Annotated in this window: 18 protein-coding genes; 15 read left to right on the top strand and 3 right to left on the bottom strand. The window is 77.2% G+C overall.

Going from position 1 to position 17,620, the window contains the following annotated elements; genetic code table 11:
* From ABD158_RS18790 to ABD158_RS18765, 6 genes are all read left to right on the top strand, one after another.
* On the top strand, window positions 1-683 hold a 683-nt coding region (locus tag ABD158_RS18790), incomplete at its 5' end, for a hypothetical protein (RefSeq protein WP_344009457.1).
* Window positions 684-829: 146 nt separating this feature from the next.
* Window positions 830-1,711: a S1 family serine peptidase gene (locus ABD158_RS18785; RefSeq protein WP_344009455.1), complete on the top strand. Its 882-nt coding sequence runs from the start codon at window positions 830-832 to the stop codon at window positions 1,709-1,711.
* Between the two features lie 38 nt (window positions 1,712-1,749).
* A complete protein-coding gene (locus ABD158_RS18780) occupies window positions 1,750-2,646 on the top strand; it encodes a hypothetical protein (RefSeq protein WP_344009453.1) in 897 nt (298 codons plus the stop codon).
* A gap of 70 nt (window positions 2,647-2,716) precedes the next feature.
* A complete protein-coding gene (locus ABD158_RS18775; RefSeq protein ID WP_344009451.1) occupies window positions 2,717-3,031 on the top strand; it encodes an MGMT family protein in 315 nt (104 codons plus the stop codon).
* A 78-nt stretch (window positions 3,032-3,109) separates the two neighbouring features.
* Window positions 3,110-3,775 (top strand): lysophospholipid acyltransferase family protein, encoded by a 666-nt coding sequence (locus tag ABD158_RS18770; RefSeq protein WP_344009471.1) that lies wholly within the window; start codon window positions 3,110-3,112, stop codon window positions 3,773-3,775.
* Window positions 3,775-4,506 (top strand): SDR family oxidoreductase, encoded by a 732-nt coding sequence (locus ABD158_RS18765; RefSeq protein ID WP_344009449.1) that lies wholly within the window; start codon window positions 3,775-3,777, stop codon window positions 4,504-4,506. The genes ABD158_RS18770 and ABD158_RS18765 overlap by 1 nt, the downstream gene beginning before the upstream one ends.
* On the opposite strand, the gene ABD158_RS18760 is transcribed toward ABD158_RS18765, so the two are convergent.
* Entirely contained in the window at window positions 4,469-5,074 is a 606-nt protein-coding gene (locus ABD158_RS18760; protein WP_344009447.1) for a hypothetical protein, read from the bottom strand. The genes ABD158_RS18765 and ABD158_RS18760 overlap by 38 nt on opposite strands.
* Window positions 5,075-5,151: 77 nt before the next feature.
* Here ABD158_RS18760 and ABD158_RS18755 point away from each other — a divergent pair, with 77 nt between their 5' ends.
* From ABD158_RS18755 to nudC, 3 genes are read left to right on the top strand one after another with little or no spacing between them, the layout of a single operon-like run.
* Window positions 5,152-8,397 (top strand): ATP-dependent helicase, encoded by a 3,246-nt coding sequence (locus ABD158_RS18755; protein ID WP_344009445.1) that lies wholly within the window; start codon window positions 5,152-5,154, stop codon window positions 8,395-8,397.
* The gene (locus ABD158_RS18750) at window positions 8,394-11,732 is read left to right on the top strand and encodes an ATP-dependent helicase (RefSeq protein WP_344009443.1); all 3,339 of its coding nucleotides are present in this window, start codon (window positions 8,394-8,396) and stop codon (window positions 11,730-11,732) included. The genes ABD158_RS18755 and ABD158_RS18750 overlap by 4 nt, the downstream gene beginning before the upstream one ends.
* 11 nt (window positions 11,733-11,743) lie before the next feature.
* Window positions 11,744-12,661, top strand: a complete 918-nt coding sequence (gene nudC / locus ABD158_RS18745) for an NAD(+) diphosphatase (RefSeq protein WP_344009441.1) — start codon at window positions 11,744-11,746, stop codon at window positions 12,659-12,661.
* A 30-nt stretch (window positions 12,662-12,691) separates the two neighbouring features.
* On the opposite strand, the gene ABD158_RS18740 is transcribed toward nudC, so the two are convergent.
* On the bottom strand, window positions 12,692-12,940 hold the full coding sequence (locus tag ABD158_RS18740) for a mycoredoxin (protein ID WP_344009439.1): 249 nt from the start codon (window positions 12,938-12,940) through the stop codon (window positions 12,692-12,694).
* Between the two features lie 76 nt (window positions 12,941-13,016).
* On the opposite strand from ABD158_RS18740, the gene ABD158_RS18735 reads away from it, so the two are divergent.
* The 6 genes from ABD158_RS18735 to ABD158_RS18710 all read left to right on the top strand — a co-directional run bounded on the left by ABD158_RS18735 (window position 13,017) and on the right by ABD158_RS18710 (window position 16,653).
* Window positions 13,017-15,071 (top strand): ATP-dependent DNA helicase UvrD2, encoded by a 2,055-nt coding sequence (locus ABD158_RS18735; RefSeq protein WP_344009437.1) that lies wholly within the window; start codon window positions 13,017-13,019, stop codon window positions 15,069-15,071.
* 147 nt (window positions 15,072-15,218) lie between these two features.
* A complete protein-coding gene (locus ABD158_RS18730; protein WP_344009435.1) occupies window positions 15,219-15,458 on the top strand; it encodes a hypothetical protein in 240 nt (79 codons plus the stop codon).
* Between the two features lie 123 nt (window positions 15,459-15,581).
* Complete coding sequence (locus ABD158_RS18725; RefSeq protein WP_344009433.1) at window positions 15,582-15,896, top strand: WhiB family transcriptional regulator; 315 nt, start codon at window positions 15,582-15,584, stop codon at window positions 15,894-15,896.
* Between the two features lie 87 nt (window positions 15,897-15,983).
* Entirely contained in the window at window positions 15,984-16,148 is a 165-nt protein-coding gene (locus tag ABD158_RS18720) for a hypothetical protein (protein ID WP_344009431.1), read from the top strand.
* Window positions 16,149-16,263: 115 nt separating this feature from the next.
* A complete protein-coding gene (locus tag ABD158_RS18715; RefSeq protein WP_344009430.1) occupies window positions 16,264-16,419 on the top strand; it encodes a hypothetical protein in 156 nt (51 codons plus the stop codon).
* Window positions 16,420-16,491: 72 nt separating this feature from the next.
* On the top strand, window positions 16,492-16,653 hold the full coding sequence (locus ABD158_RS18710) for a hypothetical protein (protein ID WP_344009428.1): 162 nt from the start codon (window positions 16,492-16,494) through the stop codon (window positions 16,651-16,653).
* Window positions 16,654-16,661: 8 nt separating this feature from the next.
* Here ABD158_RS18710 and ABD158_RS18705 read toward each other — a convergent pair.
* The coding region (locus ABD158_RS18705; RefSeq protein ID WP_344009426.1) for a hypothetical protein at window positions 16,662-17,620 on the bottom strand (959 nt) is incomplete at its 5' end.

The following is a 17,620-nucleotide window of genomic DNA, read 5'->3' as shown; positions in this document are numbered from 1 at the left end:
GGGAGGAGGGGCAGTCGCTGGGCACGCCGCCCCCGAAGGGGGCGCGTCGTCAGGGTCGCTGGGAGGACTGGAGCAGCGGCACCGGCCGGGTCTCCACCCTGAACGGTGCGCTCGCCCTCGAGAGCGGCCGCGTCCGCGGCCCCGGTGGCGACGACCGCGGCTCGACGGCCGCGACACTGCGCGGCAACGCCCGCACCTACGGCCGGTGGGAGGCCCGCATGCGGGCCCGCTCCTCGGAGTCCGGCCGCGGGGCCTACCGGATCGTGGCGGAGCTGGTGCCCGCGTCCGCCGCTCCCGGGACCTGCACCGACGACGTCATCACCATCGCCTCCATCTCGACGAGCACGCGCCGGCTCGGCTTCGGGGTCAGCACCGCGGACCGTCGCTGGAGCGGCACGAACCCCGTCGGCAACACCCAGTACACGGCCCCGGCGTTCGCGGTCGAGGTCACACCGAGCCACATCACCTGGTTCCTCGCCGGCCGGCCGATCGGCACCGTGCGCGACCGACGCGCCATCTCCGACGTCCCGCGCACCCTGCGCTTCCGGATGATCGGGAGCTCGGAGCAGCAGATGGACCAGACGCTGATGGTCTCGGACTGGCAGCGCGGCTTCCCGCTCGACGGCGGCCGGAAGGTCACCGGCGGCGGCGCCCTGTCGTCACGCTCCGGCGGGAGCTGCTGAGGTCCGGGGCGCGCCGCGGCGCCGACGCCCGGGCCACGGCCCGGCGACGGGCCCGGACGTGGCCCGGGCGTGACCCGGGCCACGTCCGCTCGTTCATCCCTGCGAGCCCGGGGGCCACCCGGGCCCGACCCCGGGAGGGAACCCGCATGACCGTCCGCCGCACCTCGTCGTCCGTCGCCGCCGCCACCGCCGTCCTGGCGCTCGGCCCCGCCGCCGCGCTCGCCGCCGCCGCCCCGGCGCAGGCGGCCCCCCGCAGCGAGTGGGCGCCCGCCGCCGACGCCGCGATCCACCCCGGCGTGCAGATGTACACCGAGGGCGCCCAGTGCACCGGCAACTTCGTGTTCACCGACGACGCGGGCGCCACCTACGTGGGCTACGCCGCGCACTGCGCGGGCACCGGGGCGGCCACCGACACCGACGGCTGCGAGGCGGCGTCGCTGCCCCTCGGCACCCGGGTCGACTTCACGGAGGGCGGCTCCCTGGTCTCCGAGGGCACCCGCGTCGGGGGCGGCGAGCTGGTCTACAGCAGCTGGCAGGCCATGGATCGCGCCGGTGAGACCGATGCCAACGCGTGCGCCTACAACGACTTCGCGCTCGTGCGGGTCGACCCCGCCGACGCCGGGAAGGTCAACCCCTCCATCCCGTTCTGGGGCGGCCCGACGGGCGTGGACGGCGACGGCGTCGCGGCCGGCGAGCGGGTCTACAGCTACGGCAACTCGAGCCTCCGCGCGGGCCTCGAGGTGCTCTCGCCCAAGACCGGTCTCGCGCTGGGCGACCCGGCGGACGCCGACGGCTGGACCCACCCGCTCTACACCGTGACCCCCGGCGTCCCCGGTGACTCCGGCAGCGCCTTCGTCGACGCGGACGGCCGCGCGATCGGGACGCTGTCGACCCTCGGCCTGGCCCCGCTGCCCGCGTCGAACAACATCGGCGACCTCGGCCGCGAGCTCGCCTACGCCCAGGCGAGCTCGGGCATCGGCGGCCTGAGGCTGGTCGAGGGCACCGAGCCGTTCTCGCCGGTGCTCTGACCCGCGTGACCCCGGACGGGGTGGATCGTTCGCCCCACATGAGCATCGTGCGCGACGCGGTCGCCGCCGCCACCCTGTCCGGCCTCGTCGTCCTCGCCGCGGTCGTCGCGGCGCTGGTGGCCCCGGCGCCCGGCGAGGCCGCCACCGGCGCGGCCTCCGCCGAGGCCGGGCGCTGGGCCCCGGTCGGCCGGGCGACGATCACTCCCGGCGTCCAGATGTACACGGCGGGCGCCCAGTGCACGGCCAACTTCGTGTTCACCGACGCCCGGGACCGCGTGTACGTCGGCTACGCCGCCCACTGCGCCGGCCTCGGCGAGGCGACCGACACGAACGGCTGCGAGGCCGGGTCGCTGCCCCTGGGCACGCCGGTGCGCTTCGCGCGCGGCGGCACGCTCGCCGGTGCCGGCGAGACCCTGGGCCGAGGCCGCCTGGCGTACAGCTCGTGGCTGACCATGGGCGAGCGCGGCACCACCGCCGCCAACCCGTGCGCCGCCAACGACTTCGCGCTCGTGCGGGTCGGCACCGCACACGAGCGGAAGGTCAACCCGTCCGTGCCGTTCTTCGGCGGCCCGGTCGGGCGCGGGGGCGTGCCGGCCGCCGGCGCGACGCTCGTCAGCTACGGCTCGTCGTCGGCCCGGCCGTCGGCGGTGCTCTCGCCCAAGGTCGGGGCCTCGCTCGGGTCGACCCACGGCGGCTGGGGCTTCGACGCCTACACGCTGACCCCGGGCATCCCGGGCGACTCCGGCAGCGGGCTGATGGACGGTCGCGGCCGGGCCGTCGGCACCCTGTCGACCGTGGCCCTCGCCCCGCTGCCCGCCTCCAACGGCGTCGGCTCGCTCGCCCGCGAGCTCGACTTCGCGCAGCGCACCTCCCGGATCCCCGGGCTGCGGCTGGTGCCGGGCACGGAGCCCTTCCGCGCCACGCCGCTGGGCTGAGCCCGGTCACGGCCCGTCCGGTCCGGGCCGCCCGGTCGGGGCGGCCACCGGGCCTCCTAGCATCGGGCGGGTGGACCGCCCCGACACCGAGGAGTACGTCGAGCTGGTGCTGGCGTGCGTCGAGCGGGTCCCGGCCGGCCGGGTCACGACGTACGGCGCGATCGCCGCCCACCTCGGCTCCCACGGTCCCCGCCGCGTCGGCAACGTGCTGTCCGCGTGGGGCGGACCGGTGCCGTGGTGGCGCGTGGTCCGCGCCGACGGGTCGCTGCCGCCCAGCCACACCGGCGAGGCGCTCGCGTCGTACCGCGAGGAGGGCACCCCGCTGCGGCCGTCGGGTCGCGTGGACCTGCCCGAGGCCTTCTGGGACCCCGACGACCCGACCTGAGCGCGTCCCGCCGCACGTGTCCGACGCGGGACGGACCGGGTCGGGGCGGGCGTGGCGTGGGCCATACTGCGGGGCGTGATGTACCGAGCGCTGCACGCCGTGGTGCCCCCGGTCGCCAAGGCCGTCTGGCGCCCGGAGGTGACGGGTCTCGAGCACGTGCCGGCGACCGGCGGCGTCCTCCTGGCCAGCAACCACCTCAGCTTCGCCGACAGCCTCGTCATCCCCATCGTGGTGCCGCGCAAGGTCGTGTTCCTCGCGAAGTCCGACTACTTCACCGGCACGGGGATGCGCGGCGCGCTGTCGCGTGCCTGGTTCACCGGCCTCGGGATGCTGCCCGTCGACCGCGACGACTCCCGGGCCGCGCTCGACAGCCTCCAGGTGGCCCTGGAGGTGCTCGGGCGCGGGGAGGCCTTCGGCATCTACCCCGAGGGCACCCGGTCGCGTGACGGACGGCTCTACCGCGGGCGCACCGGGGTCGCGCACCTCGCGCTGACCGCGGGCGTGCCGATCGTCCCCGTCGGCCTCGCCGGCACGGAGCGGCTGCAGCCCGTCGGGGCGCGGCTGCCGCGGCTCGTCGACGTGACGGTCCGCTTCGGGCCGCCGATCCACGTGGCCGGCCGCTACGACGGGGTGCCTCTCGGTCGCGCCCGGCGCGAGGTCACCGACCGCGTGATGACCGCCGTCGGCGACCTGACCGGCCAGGAGCCGGCCGGCGTCTACAACGAGCGCCCCGTCCACGCCTGATGCTGACGCTCGTCACGGGCGGGACCCGCGGGATCGGGGCCGCCGTCGCGCTGCGGCTGGCGGAGGAGGGCCACGACCTGGTGCTGGCGCACCGCGCCGACGACGGGGCCGCCGCAGCGCTGCGGACCCGGGTCGAGGCCCGGGGCCACGCCTGCCACCTGTGGCGTGGGGACCTGACCGACCCGGGTGCGGTCGAGGCGCTCTTCGCCGCGCTGCCCGGCGTGCCCACCGGGGTCGTCAGCAACGCCGGCCTCACCGGTCCGGTCGGCCCGCTGGCCGAGGTCGACCCCGACGTCGTGCGGCGGGTCGTCGACGTCAACCTCACCGCCGCGATCCTCGTGGCGCGCGCGGCCGTGCGCACCATGTCGACCGCGTACGGCGGGTCCGGCGGGGTGCTGGTCACCATCGGCTCGGGGGCCGCCACCCTCGGCTCGCCGGGCGACTACGTGCACTACGCGGCGGCCAAGGCGGGGGTCGACGCCCTGACGCTGGGTCTCGCCCAGGAGGTGGGCCCGCAGGGCGTCCGGGTCGTCGGGGTCGCGCCCGGCGCCATCCGCACCCGGATCCACGCCGACGCCGGCGACCCGGGTCGGCTGGACCGGATCGGGGACGCCGTCGCGCTGGGCCGCGCGGGCGAGCCCGAGGAGGTCGCGGCCGCGGTGGCGTGGCTGATGAGCGACGACGCGGGCTACGTCACCGGGACGACGTTGCGGGTGGCCGGGGGGCGCTGACCGCCCGGCGTCGCAGCCGGCGGTTCCACCACAGCAGACCGCCGAGGACCGGGGACATCAGCACGAACCCGACACCGAGCCCGATCAGGGGGTCGCTCGCGGACTGCGCGGGGGAGGCGTGACGGGCGGCGAGGGGTCCGCCGAAGCGCGTCGACACGACCAGGGTGTCGCCGTCGGTGGTGGTCGGGCGGGCGACGACGGTCTCGCCGACGGCCGGCATCGTGCTGCCGAAGCCGTCGCTCACCAGCCCGTCGACGCGGGTGCCGTCGGTCGCCTCCCAGGTCGCGGGGCAGCGGTCCTCCGGCTGCCGGTAGCGGCCGCGGAGGTGGTCGCACCCCCCGTCGACGCGGGTCACCGTCAGCGTGGTCCGGTCCGCCCAGCGCCGCGGCTCGCCGGGGACGTCCGCGAGGGAGAGGTTGCGCCAGTACAGGGCGCCCCAGGCGGTCGCCAGCAGACCGACGACGACGACCGCGGTCGTGAGGAGCCGGACCCGGCGCGGCCACGCGCGGCGCGGGGCCCGCCCCTCGTCGTACGGGTGCCCGGGGCGGGACGGGCCGGTCGGGTCCACACCCCGAGGGTAGGCCCCGGGCGGAGCCGCGCACCGGGGTCGGCACCGGTGTCGGTGGGGGCTGGTTGGGTGGAGCCGTGTCCTCGTCCACCGCCCCGCCGACGGCCCACGACGCCGCCCCGGCGTACCGCCTCGAGGCGCCGCCGGCCGCGCCGGCGGTGCCGGCGCTCGACGCCGCCCAGCGCCGGGTCGTCGAGCACCCGGGCGGTCCGCTGCTCGTGCTCGCCGGGCCGGGCACGGGCAAGACGACGACGATGGTCGAGGCCGTCGTCGAGCGGGTCCGTGGGCGCGGCGCCCGGCCCGAGGAGGTGCTGGCCCTGACCTTCTCCCGGGTCGCCGCCCAGCAGCTGCGCGACCGGGTCCAGGCCCGGCTCGGCGGGACGACGGCGACACCGCTCGCGAGCACCTTCCACTCCTTCGCCTACGGGCTGGTGCGGCGCTTCCAGCCCGCCGAGCTGTACGCCGAGCCCCTGCGGCTGCTGTCCGCCCCCGAGCAGGACGCCGTGCTGGCCGACCTGCTGGCCGACCATCCCGAGTCGGTGCGGTGGCCGTCCCACCTGCGCCCCGCCCTCGCCACGCGCGGTTTCGCCCGCGAGCTGCAGGCGGTGCTGGGGCGGGCCCGCGAGCGCGAGCTCGACCCCGCCGACCTCCTCGACCTCGGCCGCCGCGAGCAGCTCCCCGCCCTCGAGGCCGCCGGGCTGTTCATGCAGCAGTACCTCGACGTGCTGGCCCTGCGGGGCGTGCTGGACCACGCGGAGATCGTCCGCCAGGCGGTCGCGGTGGCCGAGGAGCACCGCGACGAGCTGCGCGCGAGCCTGCGCCACGTCTTCGTCGACGAGTACCAGGACACCGACCCCGCCCAGGTCTCGCTGCTGCGCGCGATCGCGGGCGACGGCCGTGACCTCGTCGTCGTCGGCGACCCGGACCAGTCGATCTACGGCTTCCGGGGGGCCGAGGTGCGCGGGATCCTCGAGTTCCCCGACGCCTTCCGCACCCGTGCGGGGGAGCGGGCCGACGTCGTCGCGCTCGGCACCACGCGACGCTTCGGGTCGCGGCTGCTCCGGGCCTCGCGCGGCGTCGCCGACCGCATCGGCATCGCCGGGGCGATCCCGGCGGGGGCGCGGGAGGCCTTCCGCCACCCCGAGTCGGTCGCGCACGACCTGGGCCCGGGCCGGGTCGAGGTCCGGACCTTCGACACCGCGCGCGCCGAGGCCGAGCACCTCGCCGACCTGCTGCGGCGCGCGCACCTCGAGGACGACGTGCCCTGGTCGCAGATGGCGGTCCTGGTGCGCTCGGGCCGCGCCAGCATCCCGGGGCTGCGCCGGTCCCTGACGGCGGCCGGGGTCCCCGTCGAGGTGGCCTCCGACGAGACGCCGCTGGTCGCCGAGCCGGCGGTCGCCCCGCTGCTGACCGCCCTCTCGGTGGTCGCCGACCCCGCGCTGGTGGGGCCCGAGGCCGGCGAGGAGGGGCGCCGCCTGGCGGAGGACCTGCTCACCTCCCCCCTCGGAGGGCTGGACGCGACCGACCTCCGCGCCCTGGTGCGGGCCCTGCGCGCCGCCGGCCACGGCGAGGGGGAGCCCGGCGCCGCCCTCGTGCGGGCCGTCGTCGCCGAGCCGGGCGTCCTCGACGGCGTGGCCGGTGAGCCCGCCCGTCGCGCGGGCCGGCTCTCCCGGCTGCTCGCGGGGGCCCGCGCCGACCTGGAGGGCGGCGCGAGTGCCGAGGAGACCCTCTGGGCGCTGTGGGACGGCTCGGACTGGGGGCGCCGGCTGCGCCGGGCGACCGAGTCCGGGGGTGCCGGTGCCCGTCGCGCCCACCGCGACCTCGACGCGATCTGCGCGCTGTTCGAGGCCGCGGCCCGCGCCGAGGAGCAGGGCGGCGGGCACGCGGGCGTGCCCGACTTCGTCGCGACCCTGCGCGCCCAGCGCATCCCCGCGGACACGCTGGCCGAGCGCGGCGTCCGGGGCGACGCCGTCCGGCTGCTGACCGCGCACCGGTCCAAGGGCCTGGAGTGGCGCCTCGTCGTCGTGGCCCACGTGCAGGAGGGCGCCTGGCCCGACCTGCGGCGCCGCGACACCCTGCTGCACGCCGACCGCCTCGGGGCCCCGGGCGCGGGCCTCGTGCCGCCCCGCACCCGTGGGGCCGTGCTCGCCGAGGAGCGGCGGCTGTTCTACGTCGCGGTGACGCGTGCCCGGCAGCGTCTGGTCGTGACCGCGGTCGCCTCGCCCGACGAGGACGGCGAGCAGCCGTCGCGGTTCACCGGCGAGCTCGGCGCGACCCCCGAGCACCGGGTCGGTCGCCCCCGCCGCCCGCTGTCGCTGCCCGGCCTGGTGGCCGAGCTGCGCCGCACGGTCGCGGACCCCGACGCGCCCGAGCCGCTGCGGGACGCCGCGGCCCGGCGCCTCGCGCGTCTGGCCGCCACCGACGTCGCCGGCCGGCCGGTCGCCCCGGCGGCCGACCCGGCCACCTGGTGGGGGCTGCGGGAGCCGTCGCGCTCCGACGTGCCGGTGCGACCCGCCGACGAGCCCGTCGTGGTCTCGGCGAGCACCCTCGAGGGCCTGCTGACCTGCCCGGCGCAGTGGTTCCAGGCCCGAGAGGCGGGCGGCGAGGAGGTCAGCACCGCGAGCCAGGGCTTCGGCCAGGTCGTGCACGGCATCGCCGAGCGGCTGGCCGGCCCCGACGCGGACCTCGACGTCGCCCACGTCGACGTCGAGCGCGACCTCATGCCGCTGGTCGACGAGGTCTGGTCGCGGATGCAGTTCCGCACGCCCTGGTCGGGGGGCCGGGAGCGTGCCGAGGTTCGCTCAGCCCTCGAGCGGTTCGTGACCTGGGCGCGCACGCCCGGGGCCCGGCGGGTGCTCGCCACCGAGCCGCGGCTGTCGGTGGTCGTCGAGCTTCCCGACGGGTCCGCGGTCCGCCTGCACGGCTACGCCGACCGCCTCGAGGTCGACGAGGCCGGCCGCGTGGTGGTGGTGGACCTCAAGACCGGGAAGTACCCGCCGACCGACAAGAGCCTGCCCGAGAACCCCCAGCTGGGGCTCTACCAGCTCGCGGTCGAGCACGGCGCCGCCGACGAGGCGCTGGGGCGACCCGGCGAGCCCGGCGGCGCGGAGCTCGTGCAGCTGCGCAAGGGCGGGGAGCTGCCGAAGGTGCAGGCGCAGGCCGCCCCGACCGGCGACGGCCCCCGTCCTGTGCACGACCAGCTCGCCCTCGCCGTGCGCGCCCTGCGCACCGAGGACTTCCCCGCCCGGCCCGGCAAGCACTGCGACCGCTGCGCCTTCTGGGCGACCTGCCCCGACAAGACCTCCGGGAGCGTGCTGTCGTGACCCTCACCGACCACCCCGGGCCCGCCGGCGCCCCGACGGGCGGCGCCGCCGTCGTGGACACCCCCGAGCAGCTGCGCGACCTGCTCGGCGTCGACTGGACCTTCAGCGCCCAGCAGTTCGCCGCCGTCACCGCCCCCCTCGAGCCCGGTGTCGTCATCGCCGGCGCCGGGTCCGGCAAGACCGCGGTCATGGCCGCGCGCGTGGTCTGGCTGGTGGCCACCGGCCGCGTCCGCCCCGGCGAGGTCCTCGGGCTCACCTTCACGACGAAGGCGACCGCCGAGCTGGCCGGGCGGATCCGCGACAGCCTGCAGGCCGCCGGGCTCGCGCCGCGCGCGGGCGAGGTGCCGCCGCCCCGGCCACCCGGTGCCGCGGGGGAGGAGGGCGAGGAGGACGAGCCGGAGGAGCCGACCGTCTCGACCTACCACGCCTACGCCTCGGCGCTGCTGACCGAGCACGGGCTGCGCGTGGGCCACGAGCCCGACACCCGCCTGGTCGCCGACGCCGGGCGCTACCAGCTGGCCGCGCGCGTCGTCGCCGACCACACCGGCGTCGTCGAGCACCTCAGCGACCACCCGGCCACGGTCGTGACGAACCTGCTGGCCCTCGACGCCGAGCTGAGCGAGCACCTCGTCGACCCGTCGTCCCTGCGCACCTGGGACGCCGCCGAGCGTGTCCGGTGGGAGGAGGGCAAGGGCGCCGAGCACCGCAAGACCTACCTCGACAGGAGCGACGCCGCGATCCACGCCGTCGACCGCCGGGCCGAGCTGCTCGACCTGGTCGAGGCCTACCGCGAGCGCAAGCGACGTCTCGGCCTCATGGACTTCTCCGACCAGATCGCGCTCGTGGCCCGGCTCGCGGAGGAGTGCCCCGAGGTCGGGGCCGGGGAGCGGTCCCGCTTCCGGGTCGTCCTGCTCGACGAGTACCAGGACACCTCCGTCGCCCAGGCCCGGATGCTCGGGCGGCTGTTCTCCGGGCCCGACGCCGCCGCGGGCCGGGGCCACCCGGTCACCGCGGTCGGCGACCCCCACCAGGCGATCTACGGCTGGCGCGGCGCCTCGGTGTCGAACATCCTCGAGTTCGCCCGGGACTTCCCGCCCGTGACCGGCGAGCCGCGCCGATTCCCGCTCACCGTCAACCGCCGCTCCGACGCGCGCATCCTCGAGCTCGCCACCCACCTGGCCGCCGACCTGTACGCCGGCCGCAACGACCTCGCGCCGCTCGAGCCCGCCCCGGGCGCCGCGCCCGGCGAGGTCCGGCTGGCCGTGCACGAGACCTCCGGCGACGAGCTGGCGTGGCTCGCGGACCGCGTCCACGCCGCCCGGGCGACCCGGCGGCCCGACGGGGAGCCGACCCCGTGGCGCGAGATCGCGGTGCTCACCCGCGACAACGCCACCGCGGCCGCGGTCTTCGACGTGCTCTCGGCCGCCGAGGTGCCGGTCGAGATCGTCGGCCTCAAGGGCCTGCTCCGGCTGCCGGAGGTCGCCGAGGTGGTGGCGTGCCTGAGCCTGGTCGGCGACGTCACCGCCAACGCGGCGCTGCTGACCCTGCTCGGCGGACCCCGCTGGGCGGTCGGCCCTCGGGACCTGGCGCTGCTCGGGCGCCGGGCCCGCGAGCTCGGGGGTCCCGCGGGCGCGCGCGGGGGCGGCCGGACCGCGCCCGGCGAGCAGCGGGCCGACCTGCGCGAGGAGCTGCTGGACGCCGTCGCGAGCGCCGACCCGACGGAGCTGCCCGCGCTCAGCGACGCCCTCGAGGACCCGGGCGACCTCGACTACAGCGCGCAGGCGCGCGAGCGGTTCGCCCTGCTGGCGGCCGAGCTCCGACGCCTCCGGGCGGCGGCCTCGGAGCCGGTGATGGACCTGCTGCGCCGGATCCTCGACACCTGCGGCCTCGACGTGGAGCTGGACTCCTCGCTCAGCCCGGCCGCGGCGGCCCGGCGCGACAACCTCGACCTGTTCGTGCAGGCCGTCGCCGACTTCCAGTCGGTCGACGGCCACGTGGGGCTGCCGGCCCTCCTGGCCTGGCTGGAGGCCGAGGACGACTTCGGGCAGGGCCTTGACGTGGCCGTGCCCACCGAGGCCGACTCGGTCAAGCTGCTCACGGTCCACCGCGCGAAGGGCCTGGAGTGGGACGCGGTGTTCCTCGTCGGGGTGTGCCAGGACAAGTTCCCCAACCCGCGCGCCCGGTCCACCTGGCTGACCGTGCCGCAGGCGCTGCCGCTGCCGCTGCGCGGCGACGCCGTCGACCTGCCGTCGCTCGCCGGGCACGCGCCCGCCGACATCGCCACCCTCCTGGCCGCGGTCAAGGAGCAGGCCCTCGTCGAGGAGCTGCGGCTCGCCTACGTCGCGTGGACGCGCCCGCGGCACCGGCTCACCGTCTCGGGCCACTGCTGGACCGGGGGCCGGGCCGGGCCGCTGGGCCCGTCGCCGTACCTGGCGGCGACCCGGGAGGTCCTGGCCGGCTGGGGGGAGCAGCCGGAGCGGTGGCAGGAGCGCCCGGAGAGGGGCGAGACCAACCCCGTCGCCCAGGCCCCCGACCAGGCCTGGCCGATCGGCCACCACACGACCGGCGAGGTCGAGCGGCGCCGCGACGCCGCGCGTCGGGTGCGGGAGGCGGACCCGACCGCCGACGACGGCCTGGAGGACGTCCTGCACGCCGAGCAGGTCGCCACCTGGGACGACGAGATCGAGCGGCTGGTGCGGGAGGCCGCCCGGGAGGTCGGGGGCGAGGTCGCCGTGCCGCTGCCGAGCAGCGTCGCCGCGACCGCGCTGGGCCGCCTCCGGGACCCGGCGGCGTACGCCCGCGAGCTGGCGCGCCCGATGCCGCGCCGGCCCTCCAGCGCCGCCCGCTTCGGCACCCGCTTCCACGCGTGGGTCGAGGCCCGCGTCGGCCAGCAGCAGCTCCTCGGACCCGACGACCTCGCGGGACGCGCGGACAGCGACCTGGTCGAGGTCGAGGGGGAGGCCGACCTCGCGGAGCTGCAGGCCGCGTTCGAGGCGGGGCCCTTCGCCGACCGCGCGCCGTACCGGGTGGAGGCGGGCTTCGCCCTGGTGCTGGGCGGGCAGGTCGTGCGCGGGCGCATCGACGCCGTCTACGCCGAGCCCGACGGCGGCTACCTGGTCGTCGACTGGAAGACCGGTCACGCCGAGCACGCCGACCCGCTGCAGCTCGCGGTCTACCGCGAGGCCTGGGCCGAGCTGGCGGGGGTGCCACCGGAGCGGGTGCGCGCCGCGTTCGCCTTCGTGCGGACCGGCCGGCTGCTCGAGCCGACCGACCTGCCCGGCCGCGCGGAGCTCGAGCGACTGGTCGCCGCCGGGTCGTCGGCGGAGCGGGCGTAGATTCCCCCGACGTGGCCCACCCGCACGAGAGCATCAGCCTCGACCCCCACGACCGCCAGGGCGTCCACCGCCGCGACCGCGCCTGGCTCGACGCCCGGTGGGAGGACCCCGCCACCCGCGTGCTCGCCGTGGCCGGCGGCCGCGCCCGCCGCACCGGTCGGGACGAGGGCGGCGGGCCCGCCTGGGTCGCGCCCGGCGAGGCGCCCGACGGCCACCGCGTGCTGCTGGGGGAGCGGGACGGCACGACGTACGCCGCCGTGCTCCTCGACCCCTCGGCCGTCGCCGAGGACGACCGCTCCTGGGCGTCGCTGCGCGAGCTGCTCCCCGCGGTGGAGGGCCACCCCGACGCCCCGCTCGTGCTGCACGCGGTGGGGATCGCCGAGTGGGTCGCCGTCACCCGGTTCTGCCCGCGCTGCGGGGCCGGCCTGGAGCTCGAGGCCGCCGGCCACGAGCTCGCCTGCCCGCGCTGCGGGCGCCGGCAGTTCCCGCGCACCGACGCCGCCGTGATCATGCTCGTGCGCCACGGCGAGCCGGGCTCGGCCGAGGAGCGGTGCCTGCTGGGCCGGCAGGCGGCGTGGCCCGAGGGCCGGTTCTCGACCCTGGCCGGCTTCTACGAGCCGGGCGAGACCCTCGAGGACACGGTCCGCCGCGAGGTGGCGGAGGAGACCGGCGTCCGCGTGGGCCAGGTGGAGTACTTCGGCAACCAGCCGTGGCCGCTGCCGGCGAGCCTGATGATCGGCATGCTCGCGGAGGCGGTGACGACCGAGATCGTGCGGGTGGACGACGAGCTCGAGGACGCCCGCTGGTTCACCCGGGCCGAGATGGCCGAGCAGGCGGCGTCGGGCGAGCTGGTGCTGCCCGGCGGCATCTCCATCAGCCGCTCGCTGGTCGAGCACTGGTACGGCGCACCGCTGCCCGGCTCGTGGTGACGGGCCGGGCAGCGGGACGGGCGGTGGCGCTCAGGCCAGCGAGGCCAGCTTCTCCTTGACCTGGGCCAGGGACGGGTTGGTCTGCGAGGTGCCGTCCGAGTAGACCAGCGTGGGGACCGTCTGGTTGCCGTTGTTGGCCTCCTCGACGATCGACACCGCCTCGGGCTGCTGCTCGATGTCGACCATGTCGAAGCCGATGCCCTCACGGTCGAGCTGGCTCTTCAACCGGTGGCAGTAGCCGCACCACGGGGTGCTGTACATCGTGAACGAACCGGCCATCTCGGAGTGTCCCCTTCGCCGTCTAGTGTCGCTGTCCAGAGCCACAACCGTGCCAGCAGAGGAGTTGTTCCGCCCCGTGAGCGTGCCGTCCGACCTCCTCGCCGGCCTGGACCCCGAGCAGCGGCGCGTCGCCGAGGCGCTCCGCGGTCCCGTCCGCGTGCTGGCGGGCGCGGGCACCGGCAAGACCCGGGCGATCACCCACCGGATCGCCCACGGCGTCGCGACCGGCGTGTACGCGCCGACCGAGGTCCTGGCGGTCACCTTCACCACCCGCGCCGCCGGCGAGATGCGCACCCGGTTGCGCGCCCTCGGTGCCCCGGGGGTGCAGGCGCGGACGTTCCACTCCGCCGCGCTGCGCCAGCTGCGCTACTTCTGGCCCCGGGTCCACGGCTCCGAGCTGCCCGCGCTGACCGAGTCCAAGCTGGCGATGCTCGCGCTGGCCGCGCGGCGCTGCCGGCTGCGCCTCGACCAGGCCGGCCTGCGCGACCTGGCCTCGGAGATCGAGTGGTCGAAGGTCAGCAACGTCGCCCCCGACGACTACGAGCGGGTCGCCGGCGCCCGCGGCCGCTCGGTGTCGGGCCACGACGCCGCGACGGTCGCGCGGGTCTTCGGCGCCTACGAGGAGGTCAAGCGCGACCAGTCCCGCATGGACATGGAGGACGTGCTGCTCTTCACCGCCGCGGTGCTCGACACCGACGAGCGGGTCGCCGCCCAGGTCCGGGCGCAGTACAAGTGGTTCGTCGTGGACGAGTACCAGGACGTCTCCCCGCTGCAGGCCGCGCTGCTGCGGCTGTGGCTGGGGGGCCGTCACGAGCTGTGCGTCGTCGGCGACCCCGCGCAGACGATCTACTCCTTCGCGGGCGCCGACGCCGACTTCCTGCGCGGCTTCACCCGCGAGCACCCCGACGCCACCACCGTCGAGCTGGTCCGCAACTACCGCTCGACCCCCCAGGTGGTGGGGGCCGCCAACACGCTGCTGTCCGGCACGTCGAGCCGCGGCGTCGAGCTGCGCGCCCAGCGCCCGGAGGGGCCCGAGGTCACGTGGACCGGCCACGCCGACGAGGTCGCCGAGGCCGCCGCGGTCGCCGAGGAGGTCGCCCGCGTGCACGCCGCCGGCACGCCGCTGCGCGAGATCGCCGTCCTGTTCCGCATCAACGCCCAGTCGGAGACCTTCGAGGAGGCGCTCTCGGCGCGCGGGCTGGCCTACGTCGTGCGGGGCGCCGCCCGCTTCTTCGACCGCGGCGAGGTCCGCCAGGCCGTGACCCTGCTGCGCGGCACCGCCCGCTCCGGCGCCGTCGGCGACGACCTGGTCGACGACACGCGCGCCACCCTCGCCGGCATGGGCTGGTCGCCCGAGGCCCCGACCGCCCGCGGCCAGGTGCGTGACCGCTGGGAGTCGCTGCAGGCGCTGGTCGACCAGGCCGTCGAGCACCGCGAGGCCCACCCCGACGCCACGCTCGGCGACTTCGTCGACGAGCTCGACCGCCGGGCCTCCGAGCAGCACGCGCCCGTGGCCGAGGGCGTCACCCTCGCCACCCTCCACGCCGCCAAGGGCCTCGAGTGGGACGCCGTGTTCCTGTGCGGCGTCCAGGACGGCACGCTGCCGATCACCTACGCCGAGGGGCCGGCGGCGATCGAGGAGGAGCGCCGTCTGCTCTACGTCGGGATCACCCGCGCCCGCGTCCGCCTCGCGGTCAGCTGGGCCGCGGCCCGACAGCCCGGCGGCCGCACCAGTCGTCGTCCGTCCCGCTTCCTCGACGGTCTGCGGCCCGCGGACGCCCCGGGCGTGGGCGGTGCGGGGACGGCTCCCGGGGGCCGTCCCCGCAGCCGCAAGCCCCAGCACTGCCGTGAGTGCGGGGTGCCGCTGACCACGCCGACCGCCCGCAAGACCGGGCGCTGCGAGGACTGCCCCGCGTCGTACGACGAGGCGCTGTTCGAGCGTCTGCGGGCCTGGCGCGTCGAGCGCGCCGGCGAGGAGAAGGTGCCCGCCTACGTGGTCTTCACCGACGCCACCCTGCAGCTGATCGCCGAGCACCGGCCCGACTCGCCCGAGGCGCTGCTGCGCATCACCGGGGTCGGTCGCACCAAGCTCGAGCGCTACGGCGACGAGGTCCTCGCGCTCGTCGGCTGAGGCCCGCCGCACCGCTGCGGGATCGGGGCCGTTAATTCGCTTGCGCCGCCGGTTGTGCCCGGTGGTACCGTGCTCGGGCCCGAACAGCAGCGCATCGCGCCCCCCGCCAGGGGGCGGCGCCCGAGGTCCCCGAGGAGGTGGCCGCTCATGAGCACGACGACGACGATCATCCCGCGCGTCCTCGCCCACGCCGAGCGCGCCATCGCGCCCGTGACCCCGCTCCGTCCCGAGGGTGACGTGTGCCCGCAGGCCCGCATCCGCGAGGCCGGCCCGTCCGTCGCCTCCGCGACCGTCGCCGGCCACGGCTCCGACCGCGGCTTCGGCCTCGGCTTCGCCAAGAACGACCGCTCGATGGGGACCCCTGCCTGGAGTCCACCGGATCGCTGACACCCAGCACCGGCGCCTCCAGGCCGCGGAACCCGAACACCGGGATCCGCGGCCTTCGTCGTTCCCCGGCCCGTACCACCCGAGAGACGACCACCGACGAGACACGGAGAGGAGGTGACGGAGATGACGAGCGCACTCGTGGCTCCCCCCGGCGGGACCGGGGTGAGCCTGAGCCACCTGCACGACGCGGCCGAGCACGTCGACGAGGCGCTGCTGCCCTGCCGCAGCGGGGACCCCGAGCTGTGGTTCGCGGAGCTGCCCGCCGACGTCGAGCACGCGAAGGCCCTGTGCCGGGACTGCCCGGTGCAGCAGCTGTGCCTGACGGCGGCGAAGGAGCGCCGCGAGCCCTGGGGCGTCTGGGGCGGCGAGCTGTTCCTCCAGGGCGCGGTGATCCCCCGCAAGCGCCCCCGCGGGCGGCCCCGCAAGGACGCTGCCTAGCCCGACGACCCGAGGAGCTGACCGGCACCCGATGAGACACCCCCGAGGCGACCCCCTCACCCATCCACGCACCGAGACGAGACCGACATGACGTACCAGCCCGAGGCGCTGGCCCGTGCGCACCGCACGGCCCTGCTCCACGACGCCCAGCAGTCGCGACGCAGCCGGGACCTCACCCGCCGTCGCCGCGACGACCGCCGTGCCGCCGAGGTGGCGCGACGGGCCCGCGAGGCCGTCGTCCGCGACCTGTGAGAGAGACCGACCACCCATGACCACGCCGACCGTCCCGTCCCACGCCGAGACCCCCCGGACCCCGGGGTCGACCGCGACCACCGTCACCACCGTCAGGAGCAGCACCATGCAACTCATGCACGAGGAACTGGCACGCGCACAGATGTCCGCGCGCCTGGGAGAGGCGCACGACCAGCAGCGGGCCGTCCGCTACCTCCGTGCCCGGCGCGCCGCGCGTCGGGCCGAGGAGGCCGCCGCCCGCGCCAGGCTCGCCCTCGCCCGGAGCCTGTAGCAGCACCAGCACGCCACGCCGGCCCGTCGCCGTCGACGACGGGCCGGCGTCGTGCGTCGTACCGTCGTCGGTGTGAGGACCTGCGACCTGTGCGGCCGGACCGCCGCCGACGCCGCGGCGGCGCTGACGTGGACCACCTCCGTCGAGCGCGGTCGACGACGCGCCTACTGCGACGTCTGCTCCCGCGAGCACCTGCGCTCCCTCGAGGGCAAGCTGGACGCCGAGCACTTCTGAGCCCGGACTCACAGCGGCAGGTGGTTGCCCCAGCCGCAGCCGCAGCACGGGTGCGGCGACCAGGCCCGCTCCGCCGTCGCCCCGCCGTCGCCCAGCCAGGCCGTCGCCGACCACGACGCCGGCCGGCCGCCCTGCGCCCAGGCGACGAGGTCCCGCACGGCCGTCGCCGAGGCCAGCGCCCCGAGGACCGGGTCCACCGGGTCCGGCGACCCGGCCGCCGCCTGCTGCTCCAGCACCAGGGGACGACGGGGGTCCTGCTCGGAGGCGTGGGCGTCGACGCAGCGCAGGCAGGCGGTCACGCCCGGCACCACGAACGGGCCGACCCGCACCCGACCCTGCACGGTCGCCACGACGAGGTGGGGTCGCCCGTCCTGCATCAGCGGATCGAGGTCCGCGCGCCGCGGCTCACCGGCCGACAGCAGCAGCACGGCGGTGGTCGCCGTGCGCCCGTCACCGACGGACCGTGCGCGGCCCCGGCCCGGTCCGGGGGCGTACGGCCCGCCGTCGTGGGTGGGCCGACGCGTGGCCGCCACGCCCGCGCGGGCCTGGATCCCCGAGAGGGCCACCAGCCGGCGGGTCTGCTCGGCCCAGGCCGCGGGCCCGTGGACGACCACCGCGCGGGAGCGTCGCAGCCCCAGCAGTCGTGCCGCCTCGGGCCCGTGCGCGGCGTAGGCCGCCGCCACGGACCGCGACGCCTCCACCTCGCCGGACCCGCTCGGCGCGAGGAGCTGCGGGTCGACGAGCAGGCCGCGCTCCTCGAGCCGGGCGAGCAGGCCGGGGTCGACGGCGTGTCGGACGACGGCCCGGCCCGCGGCGAGGTCGACGAGCGTGCGGTCCGTCGCGGGGTCGTCGACGACCACCACGGCGAGGTCGTCGAGCCCGACCTGCTGCCGTCGACGGTCCCGACGCACGACCCGGACCCCGGGCCGCAGCACGACGAGGGCCGAGCGCCGCTCGGGCGTGACCA

It is taken from the genome of Nocardioides lentus (assembly GCF_039529515.1).
Taxonomy (GTDB): domain Bacteria; phylum Actinomycetota; class Actinomycetes; order Propionibacteriales; family Nocardioidaceae; genus Nocardioides; species Nocardioides lentus.
The sequence above is the reverse complement of the archived record's forward strand: the minus strand, read 5'-3'. Positions and strand labels throughout refer to the sequence as shown.